Below are 19,264 nucleotides of genomic sequence, written 5' to 3' on the forward strand. Positions count from 1 at the left end.
GGCCTGCCGCCTGTGCCAGACGCCATGATCACCGGCTTAGCGTTAACCGCTGTACCGATGTTCCCCGAGGCCGGTCCCCCCGGCCCGGGAGCTGCCGGTCACCCTGGACATGCCGGGGAAGGTCGCCGACTTCCTCCGTGCCGCCGGCCTGGACGACGTCGAGCGGGCCGCGCTCGACCAGGGCCAGGCCGTACGACGCGGCCAGGGCTACACGCTGCGCGTCAGTGCCGCGCCCGCAGTCCACCGCCAGCTCCTCGACCACTGTCAGCCCCTCGACGGCACCCAAGGCGTCCCGGTCGTCCCGGCTCAGCGCAAGGCCCGCCGCGAGTACGAGAACCGCGTCAGCGCCCTCATCGAGTGATCACCGCCGTTTGCGGCTGGTGACAGCGTTCTTACCAGCACCCCATATCGGTACCGCAGGAAGGGGCGGGAAGGGGAAAGACCCCCGGACGGCCCTGGGCTCGGGGGCTGGGGCGGAGCCCCGGTTTCGGGAAGGGGCGGGGAGGGGAAAGACCAGCCGGGCCGCACAGTCCCAGATGCCGTGGCCGCGCGCGGCCGGAGCCACCGGAGCCGCGGCGGCGGACGACGACGACATCGGGCAGCCCCTGGAAGGACAGGGCGGCATCGATACCATGCCGGGCGTGGGAGAACGTGAGGCGCCGCCGCTGGGGGACCTGATGCCGTGGGCCGTGGGCCCACTGCGGCTCGGGCGGGCCTGGGCCATGGGACCGGACGCGGCCTCGCTCAGGGCGCGCTGGGACCGGCTGACCCAGGCCGAGGACGAGGCCGCGCGGACCGCGCTGTTCCGGCCGACCCGCGCCCGTACGCCGCACAGCTCCGTACCGCAGCTACCCGGCCAGCCCACCTCCACGGCCCGGCTGGCGCGCGAGGACGGGCCGTGCCCCGAGCCGGTGCGGATCGCGCACGGGCCCTTCGACCAGCAGTGGCTGATACCGGATCACCGGCTGATCGACGCCGCCCGCCCCGAGCTGTGGCGGGTGGCGGACGACCGGCAGATCCACGTCGTCGAGGCCGCCGGACCGGATCCGGACCCGGTGCTCACCTTCTCCGCGCTGCTGCCGGACGGCCACTCCCCCGCGGGCCGCCCCGGCCGGATCCGTCCGCTCTACCGCCGCCCCGGCGGGCAGGAGCCCAATCTCGCGCCCGGGCTGCTGGACCACCTCACCACCCGGCTCGGCCGCCCGGTGACCGCCGAGGACTTCCTGGCCTGGGCCGCCGCCACGGCGCGCGGCGCGCCATGCGCCGTACCCCTGACCGCCGACCCGGAGCTGTGGGGAACGGGCGTGGAGCTGGGCCACCGTGCGCTGTGGCTGCATACGCGCGGGGCGCACAGTGGTGAACGCCCGCGCATGCCGGGTGGCCGGCGCCCCTATGTCCGCGCCGCGCTTCCGTCGAGCGGACTGCCGGGCTCCCTGGACTACGACCCGGACGAGGAGGCCCTGCTGCTGGGCGAGGGCCGTATCTCCCCCGTCCCGCAGGCCGCATGGGACTTCCAGGCGGGCGGGGTACGGGTGCTGGAGACCTGGTTCGAGCAGCGCACGGCCCCGCGCGAGCCGGGCACGCTGGAGGCGATCGGCCCGGCGGGCTGGCCGTCCGCGTGGACCTCGGAGCTGCTGGAGCTGATCACCGTGCTGGCGCTCCTCGCCGAGCTGCGACCGGAGCTGCGGGCGCTCGCCGACCGGGTGGCGGCCGGCGCGCTCATCGACGTGGCGGAGCTGCGGGGGGCGGGGGTGCTGCCGGTGCCCGGTGCGGCCCGGCGCCCGGCGTCCGTACTGGATCACCACGAGGAGGGCCCGGAGGGACAGTTCGCCCTGCTCTGAGCCCCTCGGAGCTCTGAGCCCGAACCCTCGGAACTCCGAGCCCGAACCCTCGGAACGCCGGCCACACGGCCGGTCGTGGCCTCTCATCGGCATCCCACGGCAACAGCGGCGTGGGGTGGATCACAGCACGGAACTCACCGGCTGGAGCGAACCGGTTGACCCCGTGCCTGCCCGGGATGACGACGAAGACGCCTACCGGCCGGCCGGGTCAGCCGCGGTTGCCGAACAGTGAACGGCGCAACCGGCGCAGCGGCGCGAACAGCGACACCCGCGCACCCCGGCTGTTCTTCGCGCGCGCGTGGTCGCGCGCGGTCAGCTCCTGCATCAGCACCGCCGCGCTCTCCGCCTCCCGCTGCGAGACGGCAGGGCCGCCCATCACCGCGAGATGGCGCTCGAGGCGCGCACTGGACGCACCGCTTCCGCAGTTGATCGCAGGCACTCGTGGCCTGCTCCGTACCGTTATCTGCTCCATGACACTCCCCACCCGTACGAGGGCACCCGCCCCGGGCAGAGTAACCCTACCTCCCCGAGCCGTCACCCACGCATCCCAGGTTCCGGATTCACCACCGCGTCAAGGGTGTTGACGATACCTATCACGCGCAAACAAATTCCCGGGCCGACCAATCCGTTCGTTCACCGGGTCCGAATAGCCGCATGAAGGACTGCTCCAACAAGCGTGCGAAGGACCTACAGGATGACCGCATTCACCAAGAGCTTGGCCACGCTGGTCAGCTGCGCACTGGCCGCCGGCGGGCTCACGGCCGCCGGAGTGGCCGTGCTCCAGCCCGGGACGGCGCAGGCTTCGAGCCACCGCGAGGCGCCGCTGATCTCCGGTCAGCCGCAGTACGACGCCACGGACGTCTACGCGTTCGTCAGCCCGGACAAGCCGGACACGACCACCATGGTCGTCAATGTGCTGCCGTTCCAGGACCCCGCGGGCGGCCCCAACTTCTACAAGTTCGCCCATGACGCCCGCTACGACCTGCACGTCGACAACGACGGCGACGGCCAGGGCGATCTGCTCTTCCGGTGGACCTTCAAGGACCACCTCAAGAACGGCGACACGTTCCTCTACAACACCGGGCCGGTGAACTCGATCGAGGACGCCACCCTCAACTTCACCCAGACATACGACCTCGAAGTCATCAAGCTGAAGCATCAGAAGGCCGTCGCCCGCGCCAAGCTGGGCAGCGATCTGCCGGTCGCGCCGTCGAACGTCGGCAAGGCGTCCATGCCGAACTACCAGAAGCTCCGCGACCAGTCGGTGCAGAAGATCGGCTACAGCGGGGGCTCGACCGCCTTCGCCGGTCAGGCCGACGACCCGTTCTTCCTCGATCTGCGCGTCTTCGACCTGCTGTACGGCGGCGACATGTCCGAGGTCGGCAATGACACCCTCAAGGGCTACAACGTCCAGTCGATGGCCCTCCAGGTGCCGACGTCGGCGCTGACCGAGTCCAAGGACCAGCCGGTGATCGGCGTCTGGGCCACCACCCACCGCCAGACCGCCGACGGCGACTGGACCCAGGTCTCCCGGCTCGGCAGCCCGCTGGTCAACGAGGTGGTCATCCCGCGCAAGGACAAGGACAAGTTCAACGCCTCCTCGCCGTGGGACGACGGGCAGTTCCTGAAGTTCGTCCAGGACCCCGAACTCCCCAAGCTGGTCGAGCAGATCTACAAGATCAAGGCGCCGGACACCCCGCGCGACGACCTGGTGCAGGCGTTCCTCACCGGTGTGCCCAAGCTCAACCAGCCACCGAACGTCCGCCCCGCCGAGGAGCTACGGCTCAACACCTCCATAGAACCCAACGGCAGCCCCAAGCGGCTGGGCGTCCTGGACGGTGACAACGCGGGGTTCCCCAACGGCCGCAGGCTCTCCGACGACGTCCTGGACATCGCGCTCCAGGCCATGGAGGGCGAGCTGCTCGGCAAGAAGAACGACCTGGGCGACGCGGTGGACGAGAACGACCAGAAGTTCGGCGGCTCGTTCCCGTATCTGGCGCTGCCCAGCTCCGGCTCGGACGCCAAGGCCGTCTCGAAGAGCGCCGGACAGTCACTGCTGAACGGAGGCTCGGGCGTCGGCTCCTCCTCCGACGACAACATGCTGCTGGCCGGGTCCGCGGCGGCCGGTGGCGGGGCCGTGTTGCTGCTGGGCCTCGGATTCCTCTGGATGCGGTCGCGCCGGCGGGCTCCGCGCGTGCGCCGGCACTGAACCACGGGTGCCACCGGGCCCGTACCACCGGGCGCGGCCCCGCCGAAACCCGCGCGGCGGCCGCGCCCAGGCTCCTCCTCACCCGTCCGACCCTTCCGTTCCGCTGGGTTCGTGCTCATCCCGAAAGGCAGCTGTCACCATGGCTCTACGGCCATCCCTCACCCCCACGGCCCGGACCGCGGCCGTGGTGTTCGCGCTCGCGGCCGGGCTGACCGCCGCCTCGATCGTGATCGACGCCTCGGACGGGCCTGGCGGGTCCGGCGGCGGCCAGGACACCACCCGCGCGCTGCACCCGGCCGCCGCGCGGTACGAGCAGCTCAGCGGCGACGGCCTCGCCCGGCAGATCGACGCGATGCAGACCCATCTGCGCGCTGAGCCGAAGGACGCGGAGAGCTGGGCCGGTCTCGGCTCGGCCTATGTCGAACAGGCCAGGACCAGCGGCGACCCCACCCGCTATCCGCAGGCGGACAAGGCGTTCGCCCGGTCCCTGTCCCTCGAGCCGCACGACAACGACGTGGCGCTCGCCGGGCGCGCCTCGCTCGCCGCCGCCCGCCATGACTTCCGGGGCGCGCTGCGCGACGCCGACAAGGCCCTGAAGGTGAACTCCTACAGCCAGGGGGCGCTGGCCGTCCGGGTGGACGCCCTCGTCGAACTGGGCCGCTACGAGGACGCGTACACGGCCGCCAAGAAGGCCGACTCCCTGCGCCCCGGCATCCCCGTCTTCACCCGCCTCGCCTACGTCCACGAACTGCGCGGCGACCCGGCCGGGGCGCGCCGGGTGCTGCTGCGCGCCCAGGACTCCGCCACCTCGCCCAGCGATATCGCCTATGTGTCGACGGCGCTCGGCCAACTGGCCTGGAACCAGGGCGAGTACGACACGGCGCGGCGCGCGTACGGCACCGCGCTGCGCGCCGTTCCCGGCTATCTCCCGGCGCTGGAGGGCCAGGGCCGCACATCGCTCGCGGACGGCCGCCAGAAGGCGGGGATCCGCGATCTGGAGGCGGTCGTACGGCGCTATCCGCTGCCCGCCGAGCTCGCGGCGCTGGGCGAGGCGTACGAGGCGCGGGGCGACCGCTCCAAGGCGCGCGCGCAGTACTCGGTGGTCGACACCTGGATCGCGCTAGCGCGGGCCAACGGAGTGGCGACCGACCTGGACAGCGCGCTGGTCGCGGCCGACCACGGCGATGTGAAGGAGGCGCTGAAGGCGGCCCGCGCCGAGTGGGACCGACGGCGGACCGTACACACCGCCGACGCGCTGGCCTGGGCGCTGCACCGCAACGGCAAGGACGAGGAGGCCCTGAAGTATGCCGAGGACGCCGCAGAACCGGGCTACCGCAACGCGGCGTTCCTCTACCACCAGGGCGCCATCGAGAAGTCCCTGGGCGAGGACGGATCGGCGCGCCGCCACCTGAAGGCCGCGCTCGACCTCAACCCGGGCTTCTCCCCCACGGGCGCGAGGGCGGCGAAGGCGGCCCTGAAGGAGCTGGGAGCCAGCCGATGACACTCCCCCACCCCACCCCTCCCCGAACCGGGGACGAGAAGCCCCCGGCGCTCCGCACCCGACACCCCGCCAACGAAACCGGAAGCCCGGGGCAGCGCGGCCGATGGCGGCTGGCGGCCATTGGGGTGCTGTTGGGGGCCGTCGCCATGGTGGTGTTGCCCGCGGGGAGCGCCGAGGCGCATCCGCTCGGGAACTTCACCGTCAACCGTTACGACGGGCTCGTGGTCACCCCCGGGACGCTGCGGGTCGACCACGTCGAGGACCTCGCCGAGATCCCCGCCGCCCAGGCGAAGCCGGAGATCGACCGCGACGGCGACGACGCGCTGTCCGGGCGGGAGTTGGGCGCGTGGGCGGCGCGGCGTTGCGCGGGCGCGGCGGAGGGGGCGCGGCTGACGGTCGACGGGCGCGAGGTGCCCGTGCGCGCCGGGCGCGCGCAGGCCCGTCAGCGCCCCGGACAGGCCGGGTTGCCGACACTGCGGGTGGAGTGCCGTCTCACGGCCGCGCTGGGCGACGGCGAACGGGCGACGGTCGCCTACCGCCCGCGCGACATCGGTACGGGCCCCGGCTGGCGGGAGGTGACGGCACAGGGCGACCGTATGACGCTCACCGATGCCAACGTCCCCAAGACCTCCACCTCCCACCGGCTGGTCCGCTATCCGGCGGGACAGCTCTCCTCGCCGCCCGACCAGCGGTCGGCCGCGCTCAAGGTCGAGGCGGGCGGCCCCGCGCTGGCGAGCGCGGCGGAGTCCGACCGGGACGAGGCGGTGGGCTCGTCGGTGCTGCCGCGCGGGGTGGACCGGTGGACGCAGGCGCTCACCTCGATGGTGGCGCGCCATGACATCACCTTCGGCTTCGCCCTTACGGCCTTCGCCACGGCCGTCCTGCTGGGCGCTATGCACGCCCTGGCCCCCGGCCACGGCAAGACGATGATGGCGGCGGCCGCCGCGGCGGGCGGGCGCAGCGCGCTGCGCGACGTACTGGCGCTGGGGGCGTCGGTGACGGTCACCCACACCTTGGGGGTGTTCGCGCTGGGGCTGCTGGTCACGGCGGGCTCGGCGGCCGCCCCCTCGGTGATCTCGTGGCTGGGCATCGCGAGCGGTGTGCTGGTGGCGGTGGCCGGGGCGGGACTGCTCCGCAAGGCGCTGCGCCGCCGTCGGCAATTGCACGCCAACAGCCATCACCACGGCCACGGCCACACGCATACCCACGACCACGGCCATGCGGATACCCACGGCCACGACCACGACCACGACCACGGGCACGGGCACGGGCACGACCACGGGCATACGCACACCCATGACCACGGCGACGGTCACGCCCACGCCCACGAGGTGCGCCCCACCCTGCGCGGCACGCTGCTGCTCGGGTTCGCCGGGGGCATGGTGCCCAGCCCCTCCGCCGTCATCGTGCTCGTCGGCGCGGCCGCGCTGGGCCAGGCGTGGTTCGGCTTCGTCCTGGTGGTGGCGTACGGGATCGGGCTGGCGCTGACACTCACGCTGGCCGGGTTCACCGCGGTGCGCCTGGGTGCGCGGGCCACGGAGCGGCTGGCGGCGCGCAAGGGGTCCGGGGGCCGGATCGACCGGCTGCTGGGGGCGGTGCGCCGCGCCTCGCCCGTCGGAACCGCCGCCGTCGTCCTCGCGTTGGGGTGCGGATTGGTGCTGAGGGGGGCGGCAACCACGCTCGGTTGAGGTACATTCAGCCCGAATTGCTCGGTTGAGGGGGAGGGGCTCGGCCATGAGCGAAGAGGGTTTCGGGCGGGGGCGGGGAGAGCGGGTGGGCGGCGGCCGTTACCGTCTGCTGGGCGAGTTGGGCCGGGGCGGCATGGGCGTGGTGTGGCGCGCGTACGACGAGGCGCTGGGCCGCGAGGTCGCCATCAAGGAGGTGCGCGCCCCTGCCGGTTTCGGGGACCGCGACATCGACCGGCTGTACGCGCGGATGGAGCGCGAGGGCCGGGCGGCGGCACGGATCTCGCACCGCAATGTGGTCACCGTCCACGACGTGGCCATGGAGGGCCGCCCGTGGATCGTGATGGAGCTGGTGCGCGGGCTGTCGCTGGCCGATGTGCTCGACGCCGAGGGTCCGCTGCCGCCCGCGCGGGCCGCGCGCGTCGGCGCGGAGGTGCTGGGCGCGCTGCGTGCCGCGCATGCGGTGGGCGTGCTGCACCGGGACGTGAAGCCGGGCAATGTGCTGATGGCCAACGACGGCCGGGTGGTGCTCACCGACTTCGGGATCGCGGTGGTGGAGGGCGATGCGGCGCTGACGCTGACCGGGGAGCTGGTGGGCTCCCCGGAGTTCCTCGCCCCGGAGCGCGCCCTGGGGCGGTCGCCGGGCCCGGAGGCGGATCTGTGGTCGCTGGGTGTGCTGCTGTACACGGCGGTGGAGGGCTTCTCGCCGTTCCGCCAGGACACCCCGCTGAGCACGCTGCGCGCCGTGGTGGACGAGTCGCTGCCCGAGCCGCGCCGGGCCGGACCGCTCACCTCCGTACTGGTGGGGCTGCTGGACAAGGATCCGCGGCGGCGGCTTCCGGCTGCGGAGGCGGAGCGGCTGCTGCGGCTGGTGGCCGCGGGAGGCACACCAGGGGGCGGCTCGGTGTCGTCCCCGAACGCCTTCGGGCCCGCCGCCACGGCGGAGACGGAGCCGCTGGGCCGGTTATCGGAGCCCGCCACGACGCCCGTTTGTCCCCCGGCCCCGGACGGCCCGGCGGGGCCCGCCGATGAGCCACCGCCGCCACCGCCGCCACGGCGTCAGCGAGCCGCGGTGGCGGCCTTGGTGGCCGGGGCGCTGCTGGCCGGGCTGTCGCTGGCCGGGTTGGCCTGGGCGCTGCTGAACAACGGCGGATAGGAACGCCCGCCGGACCGTGACGGTGGAGGTACCGCGAGGAGGCCCCGGCGGCCGGAGCCTCCTCCCCCGTGAGTGGTGGCGGGCGCGAATCAGGCGGCCGAGCTGAAGACCGGCAGGTAGCCACCGGACTGACCGGCGGCGGTCGGGTGGTAGGACTCGTCGATGGGGATCGTGACGCTGTTCAGCCAGGCGCTGCCGGAGCAGATCTCATGCCCGGTGAAGGTCGCGGTGACGTCACCGAAGCTGAAGCCGTGGTCGGCGGCGCGTTTGGCGGTGACGGAGTTGAGAACATCGGCGCCGCCGTTGATCGCGGCACGCTCGGCCTCGGTGAGGCCCACCGCGCAGGAGCCGCTGAGCTTGTAGAACCGCGGGTAGCCGAGGACGACGACATGCGCGGAGGGGGCCTTGGCGCTGATCGCGTCGTAGACCTGGTCCAGCTTGCCGGGCAGGGTGTTCTGGACGAAGTTCTTGGCGCTGTTGACCGCGTTGATGCACGCGGACTCGGACTGGAGCACGCAGGTCATCATGATGTCGGCGAAGCCCGCGTCATTGCCGCCGATGGAGATGGAGACGAGGCCGGTACCGGAGTTCAGCGGGCCGAGCTGGTTGTTCAGCACATCGCCGGTCTTGGCGCCGGAGCAGGCGGTGAAGTTGAAGCTCGAGGGGGCGTGCGAGGCGGCCCAGAGCGCGGGGTACGCCTTGGTGCTGCGCTTGCAGCTGCCGCTGGCGCCGTCGTAGCTGCCCGCGCCGACGCCGGATGAGTAGGAGTCGCCCAGCGCCACATAGGCGGGGCCCGCGCTGTTCTCGGTGGCCTGGGCCGAGCCGGCCCCGGTGAGGGCGAGGACGGCACCGACGACGAACGCACCCATCGTCGCCGTGAGTCTGGACAGTTTCATTCGATCTCCCTAGCAGGATCACTGCTGTGCCGATGTGAGGCGCGATAGCCCGAAAAATGAGCAATCGCGTTCGAAACCGTCAGTCACACCGCGGGGATCGATTGCGGCGGTGTGACATGGATATGTCATCCCGCTAAACCGGCCAATCTATGCGGGTAGTTGGCAAAAATCTTTCGATGCCGATCCTGGCGCCACGCCGCTCACCCGGCTCGCCCGGCGGCGACGCATGACACGAAGTCAGGACTGGGACAAGGGCGCGCCGGAGCTGGTGAACCGCTACGCCACAACGGGTAAGACTGTCCGTAAACGCCCCCATTCCGGTGGGCTTCCGTGGAACAGCTCGGTAAACGGCCACAAACCTTGGTGCGCCCTCGCTCCCCGTCCTGGATCATGGGGCGGGTGCGCTGACCGACGCACCAGGCCCCCCGTTCTCAGGAGGCAGACCCTGCCTACGACACCCGCCGAAAAGTCCCTCCCCATCCGGCTGAACGTCGATGACAGCGATTCGCCGTCAGATGTCGTCGACGCGCTCTTCTTGGGACGCTTCGCGACCGGCGAGCAGCCGTACGCCCGCAGTCACTCCGTCGACCGGGTGAGGTCGGGCGCCACGCTGCTGCCGCCGTCCGCGACCGTGCTGCGCGCGGCCCGTGACGACGACCGCAGCGCGACGCTCGCCGAGGGCGACGGCTGGACCCTGCTGATCTCCCGGTGGAACCGGGGGGCGGACGTGACCGTGACCGCCGTGGACGACGACCTGGCCGAGAAGGTGCTGCACCAGGCCGTGGACGGGGCGGAGGACGAGCCGGAACCGCAGCCGGAGAACGTGGCGATGGGATTCTGGTACGTCTCGCCGCGGCGCGGCCCGCACCGCACCACGCGGCAGATCTCGGCCGGGACCTGGGAGGAGATCCGCGGCAACTACACGGCGCCGGTGGCCGAGGCCATGGACGGGCTGATGAAGGTCACCCCGGACGACATCGCCGGCCGCCTCCTGCTGCTGCACGGCCCGCCCGGCACCGGCAAGACCTCGGCGCTGCGCACCCTGGCCCGCTCCTGGCGGGACTGGTGCCAGGTGGACTGCGTCCTGGACCCGGAGCGGCTCTTCACCGACGTGGGCTATCTGATGGACATCGCGATCGGCGAGGACGACGGCACGGCCAAGGGACGCTGGCGGCTGCTGCTCCTGGAGGACTGCGACGAGCTGATCCGCGGCGAGGCCAAGCACACCGCGGGGCAGGCGCTGTCCCGGCTGCTGAACCTGACGGACGGTCTGCTCGGGCAGGGGCGCAATGTGCTGGTCGGGGTGACCACCAACGAGGATCTGGAGCGGCTGCACCCGGCGGTGGTCCGGCCCGGCCGGTGTCTGGCCCGGATCGAGGTCGGCAAGCTGACGCGGCCGGAGGCGGTCACCTGGCTCGGCGGGGAGATCGACGACCGGGAAGGGGTCATCGGGCGGGACGGGGCGACGCTCGCGGAGCTGTACGCGCTGCGGCGCGGCACCCGGCCGCCCGCCGTGCCGTCGCAGTCGGCGGAGTCCAACGCGGGGCTGTATCTCTGAGCGGCCCCCGGTGGGCGTCCGTGACACGCCCACCGGGGGCGTCGGTGAGACGCCCACCGGGGGCCGACTCAGCCGTACAGCTCCCGGAGCCGTAGTCAGCCGCGCAGCTCCCGCGACCGCAGTCAGCCGTACAGCTCCCGCAGCCGTACGGACAGGCAGGTCACACAGCCCTCCATCTTCTCGAACTCGCTGATGTCCACCGGCACCGGCTCATAGCCGAGGTCGGCGAACAGCTCGGCGCTGCGCGGCGCGCTCGCCGCCATCAGCAGCTTGCCGCCGCCGAGCAGCACCACATGGGCGCCGGACTCCTCGGGGACGGGGAGGAAGCGGGGGAACGCGGCCGGGTCGTCGACGAGGGGCGGGTAGCCGATGACGGTGCCGTCCGGCAGCGCGGTGACCGCCGACTTCAGGTGGAGCACCTTGCTGACCGGTACGGCCACCACCCGCGCGCCCAGCGGCTCCAGCGCGGCGCGCAGCTGGCGGATGCCGTCGCCGTTGGTGCGTCCGCCGCGGCCCACGTAGAGGGTGTCGCCGATCTTCAGGACGTCCCCGCCGTCCAGCGTCCCCGGCTCGCGGATCCGGTTCAGCGAGCAGCCGAGGGCGGTCACGGCCTCCTCGGCGGTCACGGTCTCGGGCCTGCGGGACTCGGCTCCGGGGCGGCCGATCACCGCGACGTTCCGGTGGACGACCATGGTGTCCTCCACGAACACCCCGTCCGGGCAGTCGTCCAGCGCGGGCAGCTCGACCGTCTCCCAGCCGTGCGCGCGCAGCGCCACGACGTAGACCTCCCACTGCCGCAGGGCCAGCGCGGGGTCGACCGGGGTGCGGTCGATATGGGTGACCAGCCCGTCGGCGAGGCGGGGGCTGGGGCGCCGGACGAGGGCTTTACGGCTGGTCGTACGGCCGGTCATGGGGTTGGGCAGCGCGCTGGTCATGGGGGACAGCATGCCAGGCGGGGGCACGGCCCGAGCCACCCCGCCGGGGTCACTCGGAGTCGCCGTAGACCGCGCGCAGGGCGTCCTCGACGGTGGCGAGGGCGGCCGCGCGGTCCAGGCCCAGTCGGCGCGCCCGCTGGGCGTAGGTCTGGGCGGCCTCGGCGGCCCGGCGCAGGGTCGCGTCGCCCGCCGCCGCGATGAAGGTGCCGTGGCGGCCGCGGGTCTCGATCACACCGTCCGACTCCAGGGCCCGGTACGCCTTGGCGACGGTGTTCGCGGCCAGCCCCAGCTCCTCGGCGAACCCGCGTACGGTGGGCAGCTTGTAGCCCACGGGAAGCGCGCCGGAGCGGGCCAGCTCGGCGATCCGCGCGCGGATCTGCTCGAACGGGGCGGTCGCCGCGTCCTGGTCGACGGTGATCTGCAAGGCCACGTTGGGGCTCCTGGGGCGTGGGGGCGGGACGGTGTTTGTGGCACCCATTGTGTGCCAAGCCGAGGGGAACCGTGCGCCAGCTCGAGGGGAACCGCACGGCCCCGGTGATCTAGCCCACGAGCTGGGGAAATTGGGGGGCGGGCCGGGCTGACAGGCCGTAATCTGCGCAACCATGACCATGACTGTGCGCGATTTCCGGGCCACCGACGCGGAGGCCGTGGTGGCGGCGCGCCGCGCCGCCTTCCCCTATCTGGTGACCACGCCCCGGACGGTGGCCTGGGAGTCGGAGAGCGCGCCCGTCGAACAGCACTACCGGCTGCTGGTCGCCGAGGCGGACGGGCGGGTGGTGGGTTCGAGCGAGATGGGCGTCTTCCACGACAGCGACGAGCCGGGGCTGGCCTTCGCCAATACGACGGTGATCGCGGGGGCGCGCGGGCGGGGCGCGGGGTCGGCGCTGGTGACCGCGGCGGAGGAGTATCTGTCCGGGCTGGGCACGGCGAAGATCTTCGCCTGGACGCTGGACGAGTCGCGGTCGGTGACCTTCGCCGAGCGGCGCGGCTACCGTCGTAGCCGCTGCTCCCGTGTCCAGCGGCTGGACCTGACGGCGGCGGCGCTGCCGCCGCTGAACCCGGGCGGCCTCCCGGACGGGGTGGAGCTGCGCACGGCCGCGGACTTCGCGGACGATCCGCGTCCGCTGTACGAGGCGGATGTGGAGTGCTCGGTGGACGAGCCGGGCGACGTGGACACGGCCGCGCCGCCGTACGCCGAGTGGCTGGCCCTGACCTGGGAACATCCCGCGCTGGACCGCGAGCTGACGTCGGTGGCGGTGGTGGACGGCGCGGTGGCCGCCTACAGCGTGGCCCATACGGACGGCCGGGGCCGCTACTGGTCCGGTATGACCGGCACCCGCCGCGCCTTCCGCGGCCGCGGGCTGGCCAAGCTGACCAAGAACGACTCGCTCCACCGCGCCCGCTCGGCGGGCTGCCGGGAGGCGTTCACCGGCAACGACGGCGACAACGGTCCGATGCTGGCGGTCAACAAGTGGTTCGGCTACGAACCGGCGGCCACGGAGTGGCGCTACGTACGGGAGCTCTCGGCGTAACGGAGTGGTCAGCGCGATTGGCGCAACCCCGAGATGAGCAGCCCGACGAGGTGGCGTGCGTCATAGCGGGGGTTGTTGCCGGCGCCCGCGCAGAGGCTGCCGACGCCGCGCATCAGCTCGTAGGCGTCCTGGCCGGAGCGGATCTCACCGGAGGCGACCGCGGCGTCGAGCAGCTGGGTGCAGACGGGCATGAGCCGGTCGATGAAGTAGGAGTGCAGGGGGTCGAAGCAGGGGTCGTCGGACTGGAACACGGCGGCGAGGCCGTGCTTGGTGACCAGGAAGTCGACAAAGAGGTCGATCCACCGGCCCAGTGCGGTGTGCGGGGTCTCGCCGCTCGCCAGCAGCGCGGGAGCGGCCTCCGCGAGGGCCTCCACCTGGTGCCGGTAGACGGCGACGATGAGGTCGGCCCGGGTCGGGAAGTGGCGGTAGATCGTGGCCGTCCCGACACCGGCCTTGGCCGCGATATCGCGTATCGGCGCTTCCACGCCCGAGCTGACGAACACCGCGGCGGCGGCCTCGAGCAGCGCCTTCTCATTGCGCCGCGCGTCCGCCCGCTTGGGCCGCGCCGCGCGCTCCGCGTCTTGATCGTCGTCGTTCACCGCACGCTCCCTTCGCACTTGAGTCTAGCCAACCGGGACAACGTCCCAGAACCTCCGACCATCAGAGCGGGGTCAGCCGATCGGGCCCCCCGGGGACGTACGCGATGGGGTCGTCCGGCTCATGCCAGTGGAGGGCGAAGCGGTGCCCCGCGCGATACGCCTCGAGGCCCGCGCGGCAGTACGCCACCATGTCGTCCGGCAACGCGTCCAGCGGGAACCAGCCCAGCTCGGAACACTTCCCGGGCTCCCGATTGACGGGCTCGCGCCCACCTTCCCCCAGCTCCGCCTCGAAGAACCACCCCGTACGGGCGTCCCCGGTCGGCGCCTTGTGCTGCAACACGAGAACGGCCCGCACCTCGTCCGGGCCGAGGCCGATCCCGATCTCCTCGACCGCCTCCCGGAGCATCGCGGCCCGCACGTCCTCACCGTCCTCGACATGCCCGGACGGGGCATGCAGCAGCCCATCCGCATAGCCCGTGTTCGCCCGCCGCGCGAGCAGCACCTCGCCGCCCCGGCGCAGAATCAGATGCACATCGACGATCTCCCGATGCCGCCGAACCGGCGCGAGATCCGCCACCAGGGCATACCGCTCGTCGCGGACGGCCCGCCCCCACAGCGCCGCGTCCGGCGCGAGCTCCTCGATCGACAGCCGCTCCGTCAACGGCCCGACCATCGCCGACAGCTCGGCGGCGGTCAGCCCGACGGGCTCGGCCTCGCCCCACCGCCCCTCGATCAGCACCAGCCGCCCACCCGGCCGCAGCAGCCGCACCCAACGCCGCAGCACCGCCCGCTGATCCGGCAGCATCCACAGCAGATGCCGCACCAGCACGACATCGAACCGCCCCTCCCCCACGGGCGGCTCCGCCGCGTCCCCGACGATCACCCTGGCCCCCGTACCGGCCAGCTTCGCCCGCGCCAGCTCGACCATGCGCGGCGACCGGTCGACCCCCGTCACCCGATGCCCCCACTCGGCCGCGAGCAACGCGAGGCTCCCCGTACCACACCCGAGGTCAAGCACATCCGCGCCCCGCTGGGGCAACCACCCCCGAAGCCGCCCGGCCCACGCCTCCCGCACGGCCGGGTCCCGCAGCCCGTGATCCGGCTCATCGTCGAAGCCCGCGGCGGCGGCGTCCCAGTAGGCGCTGGTCGAGGTCTCTGCACTCATGCCGCGATGGTCGCATCGACCACTGACAACGCCCGCTCAGGGACTCCGCCGCAGCACGAGCGTGACGAAGCCCAGCGTGCCGCGGTAGCCGGACAGCCACTGGGAGCGGTGTTCGGCGGCGGCCTTGTACGCGTCCAGGGCGTCGGGTTCCTCGCGGTGGTCCAGGGCCCAGCGGGAGAGGGAGCCGGTCCAGGACCACTCGTAGTCGTCCCACTCCCCGGCCGTGCTGACATGGCCGTAGACCGGCGTCCAGCCGTCCGCGACGACTCGGTCCACCGTCGTCGCGAGGTCCGCGTAGTCGTCCCAGGTGGCACCCAGCGCGGAGAGGGCGGCGGCGTCGGGTTCGCGCTCCCAGAAGCCGTCGCCCACGAGGACATGGCCGTCCGGGGCGAGGAGTTCGCGCGCCGCCGCGAGAGTGGGCAGCAGACCGCCGAAGGCGTGCGCGGCGCCGACGCTCAGGACCACGTCGAAGCGGTGCGCCGAGGCGAAGACCGCGGCTTCCATCTCATGGAGGACCAGCCGGTCCGCGACCTCGGATTCCTCCGCGCCCTCGCGCGCCTGCTCCAGGGCCGCGGTGTGGATGTCCACCCCCTCGGCGCGCATCCACGGATAGCGGACCAGCAGCCGCCGCAGCCATTCGCCGCCTCCGCAGCCGAGGTCGAGGGCGCGGTCGGCCTCGTCCGCCACCGCCCGGTCGAGCAGCCGGGCGACCGACTCGTCGGCGATCGGGGCGGCGATCGGATGGTCGGCGTGCGCGAGATGGGATCTCCGTTTACGGTCCATCCGCACAGCGTGGCAAGACCCGTCCCGGTCCGCAGGTTGTTTTCCGGGCTTGGTTCCGTTTCCGGGGCGCCCAGGACTTCCCGCGGCGTCGATACGCGGCTCCGCCGCCTCCAATAACGGGAAGGGGCGGGGAGGGGAAGGGGAACGGGGAGGGGAACGAACCGCCGGACACCCCGCAGCGCCCTGGCCAACAGCCGCCAAACGCCCTTGACGGTCCGCATGTTAGCGGTAACACTCCCCCTCGTGGACTCCTTGGAGCAACCAACGAGCACCCCCTCACCACCACCTCCCCAACTCTTCAGCCGCGCCGCCGTAGCCGCCTCCTGCGTCGGCTTCGTTCTCATCGGCGCGCTCCAGGCGCTCTACGGGCCGTCGATCCCCGCCCTCCGCGACACCTACGGGCTGTCGCCATCCGCGGCCGGGATGGGCCTGAGCGCGCATTTCATCGGCGCGGTGGCGGGTGTCCTCGGCTTCGACCGGCTCTTCGGCCGGATCGGCAACCGCCGGCTGCTGGGCTGGTCCTACCTGCTCATGGCGGGCGGCGCGGCCGGGTTCGCGCTCGCGCCCGCCTGGCCGCTCGCCCTGGGTCTTGCGCTCCTCGCGGGGCTGGGCTTCGGCGGGATCGACTACGGGCTGAACCAGCTCTTCGCCGTCGGCTTCGGGCACCGTAGCGCCGCCATGCTCAACATCCTCAACGCCCACTTCGGCATCGGCGCCGTCCTCGGCCCGGCCCTCATCGGCCTGGTCGGGTCCGCCCACTACCCCGCCGTCTTCCTCGGCTTCGCCGCACTCACGCTGCCGCTGCTGCTGTGTCTGGCCGGGGTGCGCGACGAGGCCCCGCCGCGCGGCGGCGGCACCGGGGCCGACAGTGGCGCGGGTGGGCACACCGACCCGCGCCGCCGCGTCCGCGCCCGCAGCCTCGCCACCGTCCTGGGCGCCTTCGTCGTCCTCTACGTCCTCCACGTCGCCATCGAGTCCGGCGTCGGCGGCTGGGAGCCGACCCACCTGGAGACCATCGGTTACGGGGCGACCGCCGCCGCCTCCGCGACCTCCGCCTTCTGGCTGATGATGACGGTCGGCCGCTTCCTCGTCGCCCCGCTCGCCCTCCGCTGGTCCGCCCAGGCGATCATCGCGGTGAGCTGCGCGGGGATGACGGGGTGTCTGCTGCTGGCCGCGATCCCCGCCGCGGCCCCGTACGCGTACGCGGGCGCCGGGCTGTTCATCGCGCCGATCTTCCCCACCGGACTGCCCTGGCTGCTCCGGGCGGCGCCGCGCGCCCACCGGGCCGGGGCGCTGGTCATGGCGGCCTCCATGGTCGGCGGGGTCGCCGCACCGCCCGCGCTCGGCAAGGCGATCGAACTCGCGGGCGTCCGCGCCGTACCGCTGATCCTCTGCGCCATCTCCGCGGTGTGCCTGATCACCACCGGATGGCTGATCCGCGCCGCGTCCCCGTCCGTACTCCCTACGCCGCCCGCGCCCCCTACGTCACCCGTGCCCCCTCCGTCACCCGAACTCAAAACGCCACCCGACGAGCAGCCCGCCCCCGCCGCCGAAAGGACCCCCTGACGCCCATGCCCGCCGACCAGCCCGCCCTGACGCTCTCCGACGACGGTTTCCTGCTGCACGGTGAGCCCTTCCGGATCCTCTCCGGCGCCCTCCACTACTTCCGCACCCACCCCGACCAGTGGGCGGACCGGCTGCGCAAGGCGCGGCTGCTGGGGCTCAACACCGTGGAGACCTACGTCCCGTGGAACCTCCACCAGCCCGCCCCCGGCACCCTGGACCTCGACGGCCTGCTCGACCTCCCCCGCTTCCTGGAGCTGGCCCACGCCGAGGGGCTGCGCGTACTGCTGCGCCCCGGTCCTTACATCTGCGCCGAGTTCGAGGGCGGCGGGCTGCCCTCCTGGCTGACCGCCCAGCCGGGCCTGCGCCCGCGCAGCCGCGACCCCCGCTTCACCGCCGCCGTGGACGCGTACCTCGATCTGCTCCTGCCGCCCCTCGCTCCCCATATGGCGGCGCGCGGCGGCCCGGTGATCGCCGTCCAGGTGGAGAACGAGTACGGGGCGTACGGCGACGACACCGCCTATCTCGCGCAGTTGGCCGACGCGTTGCGCACCCGTGGCGTCGAGGAGCTGCTGTTCACCTGCGACCAGGCGGACAAGTCGAAGCTGGCGGCCGGGAGCCTGCCCGGAGTGCTCGCCACCGGCACCTTCGGCGGCCGGATCGGCGACTCGCTGGAGGTGCTGCGCACTCACCAGGAGAGCGGGCCGCTGATGTGCGCGGAGTTCTGGATCGGCTGGTTCGACCACTGGGGCGAGCCGCACCATGTACGGGCGGCCGACGACGCGGCGGCGGACCTGGACGCGCTGCTGTCGGCGGGCGCGTCGGTGAACATCTACATGTTCCACGGCGGCACCAACTTCGGCTTCACGGCCGGCGCCAACCACGACCACGCCTACACCCCGGCCGTCACCTCCTACGACTACGACGCGGTGCTCACCGAATGCGGCGACCCGGGCCCCAAGTACGCCGCGTTCCGCGATGTCATCGCCCGCCACGCCGCCGTCCCCGACGAGCCCGTCCCGGAGCCCTCGCCCAAGCTGCCGCCGACCGACGTACGGCTCACGGACTCGGCCAACGCCCTGGTCTGCGCCGAATTCCTGTCCCCCGGTGAGCAGTTCACCGACCCGCCCACCATGGAGCGGCTGGGCCAGGCGTACGGCTTCGTCCTCTACGGCACCGAGCTGCCCGCGCTCGGCGACCGCGTCCTGCACTTCACGGGCGGGGTGGGCGACCGGGCACAGGTCTTCGTCAACGGCGCCCCGGCGGGCGTCCTGGAGCGCGAGTGCCACGAGGACACGCTGCATGTGCGGAGCCCGGAGTACGGGGCCCGGCTGGACGTCCTGGTCGAGAACATGGGCCGGGCGAACTACGGCCCGCGCATCGGCGACCCCAAGGGCATCACCGGCCCGGTCACCCTCGACGGCGAGCCCCTGGAGAACTGGACCTGCCATCCGCTCCCCCTGGACCGCCTCCCCGAACTGCCCTTCCGTGGCACGGGCAACACCCCCGTCGCCGGTCCGTCCTTCCACCGTGGCACCTTTACGGTGGACACCCCCGCCGACGCGTTCCTCGCCCTGCCCGGCTGGACCAAGGGCGTGGCCTGGGTCAACGGCTTCAACCTCGGCCGCTACTGGTCGCGCGGCCCGCAGCGCCGCCTCTACGTACCCGCGCCGGTGCTGCGGCCGGGGACGAACGAGCTGGTCCTGCTGGAGCTGCACGCGGCGACGACGCGCACCGTACGGCTGACGGACGAGCCGGACCTGGGCTGGACGGACGAGAGCTGAGTCGTACGAAAGCTGAGACAGTCGTACGAGAGCTGAGTCGTACGAGACCGGCAAGGG

The 19,264-nt window shown here is 72.8% G+C and carries 16 protein-coding genes and 1 pseudogene; 10 read left to right on the forward strand and 7 right to left on the reverse strand.

Translation table 11 applies throughout. The features are described 5' to 3' along the window. Positions 1-109 precede the first annotated feature (109 nt). Complete coding sequence (locus tag ACJX2R_RS14080; protein WP_413100399.1) at positions 110-361, forward strand: hypothetical protein; 252 nt, start codon at positions 110-112, stop codon at positions 359-361. Between the two features lie 271 nt (positions 362-632). Further along, positions 633-1,841, forward strand: a complete 1,209-nt coding sequence (locus ACJX2R_RS14085) for a type ISP restriction/modification enzyme (RefSeq protein WP_413105849.1) — start codon at positions 633-635, stop codon at positions 1,839-1,841. 208 nt (positions 1,842-2,049) lie between these two features. Here ACJX2R_RS14085 and ACJX2R_RS14090 read toward each other — a convergent pair whose 3' ends face one another. Then, positions 2,050-2,313: a hypothetical protein gene (locus ACJX2R_RS14090; protein WP_262703692.1), complete on the reverse strand. Its 264-nt coding sequence runs from the start codon at positions 2,311-2,313 to the stop codon at positions 2,050-2,052. A 222-nt stretch (positions 2,314-2,535) separates the two neighbouring features. Here ACJX2R_RS14090 and ACJX2R_RS14095 point away from each other — a divergent pair, with 222 nt between their 5' ends. The 4 genes and pseudogenes from ACJX2R_RS14095 to ACJX2R_RS14110 all read left to right on the forward strand — a co-directional run. Further along, a complete protein-coding gene (locus tag ACJX2R_RS14095) occupies positions 2,536-4,050 on the forward strand; it encodes a DUF4331 domain-containing protein (protein WP_413100400.1) in 1,515 nt (504 codons plus the stop codon). Positions 4,051-4,189: 139 nt separating this feature from the next. Continuing rightward, the gene (locus tag ACJX2R_RS14100; protein WP_413100401.1) at positions 4,190-5,551 is read left to right on the forward strand and encodes a tetratricopeptide repeat protein; all 1,362 of its coding nucleotides are present in this window, start codon (positions 4,190-4,192) and stop codon (positions 5,549-5,551) included. Next, complete coding sequence (locus ACJX2R_RS14105; protein WP_413100402.1) at positions 5,548-7,239, forward strand: nickel transporter; 1,692 nt, start codon at positions 5,548-5,550, stop codon at positions 7,237-7,239. Before ACJX2R_RS14100 ends, ACJX2R_RS14105 begins: the two co-directional genes overlap by 4 nt. 46 nt (positions 7,240-7,285) lie before the next feature. Further along, a pseudogene (locus ACJX2R_RS14110) lies at positions 7,286-8,380 on the forward strand (serine/threonine-protein kinase); the annotation flags it as partial. 101 nt (positions 8,381-8,481) lie between these two features. Here the strand turns inward: ACJX2R_RS14110 and ACJX2R_RS14115 are convergent. Next, positions 8,482-9,288 carry an SGNH/GDSL hydrolase family protein gene (locus ACJX2R_RS14115; RefSeq protein WP_413100403.1) on the reverse strand — a complete coding sequence of 269 codons (807 nt, stop codon included), beginning with the start codon at positions 9,286-9,288 and terminating at the stop codon, positions 8,482-8,484. 445 nt (positions 9,289-9,733) lie between these two features. Between ACJX2R_RS14115 and ACJX2R_RS14120 the strand changes: the two genes are divergently transcribed. Then, entirely contained in the window at positions 9,734-10,846 is a 1,113-nt protein-coding gene (locus tag ACJX2R_RS14120; protein WP_413105850.1) for a DUF5925 domain-containing protein, read from the forward strand. A 122-nt stretch (positions 10,847-10,968) separates the two neighbouring features. On the opposite strand, the gene ddaH is transcribed toward ACJX2R_RS14120, so the two are convergent. Together ddaH and ACJX2R_RS14130 are read right to left on the reverse strand one after the other, a co-directional pair. After that, on the reverse strand, positions 10,969-11,757 hold the full coding sequence (gene ddaH / locus ACJX2R_RS14125) for a dimethylargininase (RefSeq protein ID WP_413105851.1): 789 nt from the start codon (positions 11,755-11,757) through the stop codon (positions 10,969-10,971). Between the two features lie 73 nt (positions 11,758-11,830). Next, positions 11,831-12,211: a GntR family transcriptional regulator gene (locus ACJX2R_RS14130; RefSeq protein WP_210949632.1), complete on the reverse strand. Its 381-nt coding sequence runs from the start codon at positions 12,209-12,211 to the stop codon at positions 11,831-11,833. A 172-nt stretch (positions 12,212-12,383) separates the two neighbouring features. Here ACJX2R_RS14130 and ACJX2R_RS14135 point away from each other — a divergent pair, with 172 nt between their 5' ends. Beyond that, positions 12,384-13,313, forward strand: coding sequence for a GNAT family N-acetyltransferase (locus ACJX2R_RS14135; RefSeq protein WP_413100404.1), 930 nt, complete (start codon positions 12,384-12,386; stop codon positions 13,311-13,313). Between the two features lie 8 nt (positions 13,314-13,321). On the opposite strand, the gene ACJX2R_RS14140 is transcribed toward ACJX2R_RS14135, so the two are convergent. The 3 genes from ACJX2R_RS14140 to ACJX2R_RS14150 all read right to left on the reverse strand — a co-directional run bounded on the left by ACJX2R_RS14140 (position 13,322) and on the right by ACJX2R_RS14150 (position 15,860). Beyond that, positions 13,322-13,912 (reverse strand): TetR/AcrR family transcriptional regulator, encoded by a 591-nt coding sequence (locus ACJX2R_RS14140; RefSeq protein ID WP_262703699.1) that lies wholly within the window; start codon positions 13,910-13,912, stop codon positions 13,322-13,324. A 61-nt stretch (positions 13,913-13,973) separates the two neighbouring features. Beyond that, entirely contained in the window at positions 13,974-15,077 is a 1,104-nt protein-coding gene (locus ACJX2R_RS14145; RefSeq protein ID WP_413100405.1) for a methyltransferase domain-containing protein, read from the reverse strand. Positions 15,078-15,113: 36 nt separating this feature from the next. Further along, complete coding sequence (locus ACJX2R_RS14150; protein ID WP_413100406.1) at positions 15,114-15,860, reverse strand: SAM-dependent methyltransferase; 747 nt, start codon at positions 15,858-15,860, stop codon at positions 15,114-15,116. A 252-nt stretch (positions 15,861-16,112) separates the two neighbouring features. Here ACJX2R_RS14150 and ACJX2R_RS14155 point away from each other — a divergent pair, with 252 nt between their 5' ends. Continuing rightward, positions 16,113-17,426, forward strand: a complete 1,314-nt coding sequence (locus ACJX2R_RS14155) for an MFS transporter (RefSeq protein ID WP_413105852.1) — start codon at positions 16,113-16,115, stop codon at positions 17,424-17,426. 5 nt (positions 17,427-17,431) lie between these two features. Then, entirely contained in the window at positions 17,432-19,207 is a 1,776-nt protein-coding gene (locus tag ACJX2R_RS14160; RefSeq protein WP_413100407.1) for a beta-galactosidase, read from the forward strand. The last annotated feature ends 57 nt before the right edge of the window (positions 19,208-19,264 follow it).

Source organism: Streptomyces sp. Inha503, assembly GCF_047215865.1.
Classification (GTDB): Bacteria; Actinomycetota; Actinomycetes; order Streptomycetales; family Streptomycetaceae; genus Streptomyces; species Streptomyces lycopersici.

Bases quoted from the DNA above. Each gene is read 5' to 3' on its own strand.
- ACJX2R_RS14080 (WP_413100399.1), top strand. From the start codon at position 110: ATGCCGGGGAAGGTCGCCGACTTCCTCCGTGCCGCCGGCCTGGACGAC.
- ACJX2R_RS14085 (WP_413105849.1), top strand. From the start codon at position 633: ATGCCGGGCGTGGGAGAACGTGAGGCGCCGCCGCTGGGGGACCTGATG.
- ACJX2R_RS14090 (WP_262703692.1), bottom strand. From the start codon at position 2,313: ATGGAGCAGATAACGGTACGGAGCAGGCCACGAGTGCCTGCGATCAAC.
- ACJX2R_RS14095 (WP_413100400.1), top strand. From the start codon at position 2,536: ATGACCGCATTCACCAAGAGCTTGGCCACGCTGGTCAGCTGCGCACTG.
- ACJX2R_RS14100 (WP_413100401.1), top strand. From the start codon at position 4,190: ATGGCTCTACGGCCATCCCTCACCCCCACGGCCCGGACCGCGGCCGTG.
- ACJX2R_RS14105 (WP_413100402.1), top strand. From the start codon at position 5,548: ATGACACTCCCCCACCCCACCCCTCCCCGAACCGGGGACGAGAAGCCC.
- ACJX2R_RS14115 (WP_413100403.1), bottom strand. From the start codon at position 9,288: ATGAAACTGTCCAGACTCACGGCGACGATGGGTGCGTTCGTCGTCGGT.
- ddaH (WP_413105851.1), bottom strand. From the start codon at position 11,757: ATGACCGGCCGTACGACCAGCCGTAAAGCCCTCGTCCGGCGCCCCAGC.
- ACJX2R_RS14135 (WP_413100404.1), top strand. From the start codon at position 12,384: ATGACCATGACTGTGCGCGATTTCCGGGCCACCGACGCGGAGGCCGTG.
- ACJX2R_RS14145 (WP_413100405.1), bottom strand. From the start codon at position 15,077: ATGAGTGCAGAGACCTCGACCAGCGCCTACTGGGACGCCGCCGCCGCG.
- ACJX2R_RS14150 (WP_413100406.1), bottom strand. From the start codon at position 15,860: ATGGACCGTAAACGGAGATCCCATCTCGCGCACGCCGACCATCCGATC.
- ACJX2R_RS14160 (WP_413100407.1), top strand. From the start codon at position 17,432: ATGCCCGCCGACCAGCCCGCCCTGACGCTCTCCGACGACGGTTTCCTG.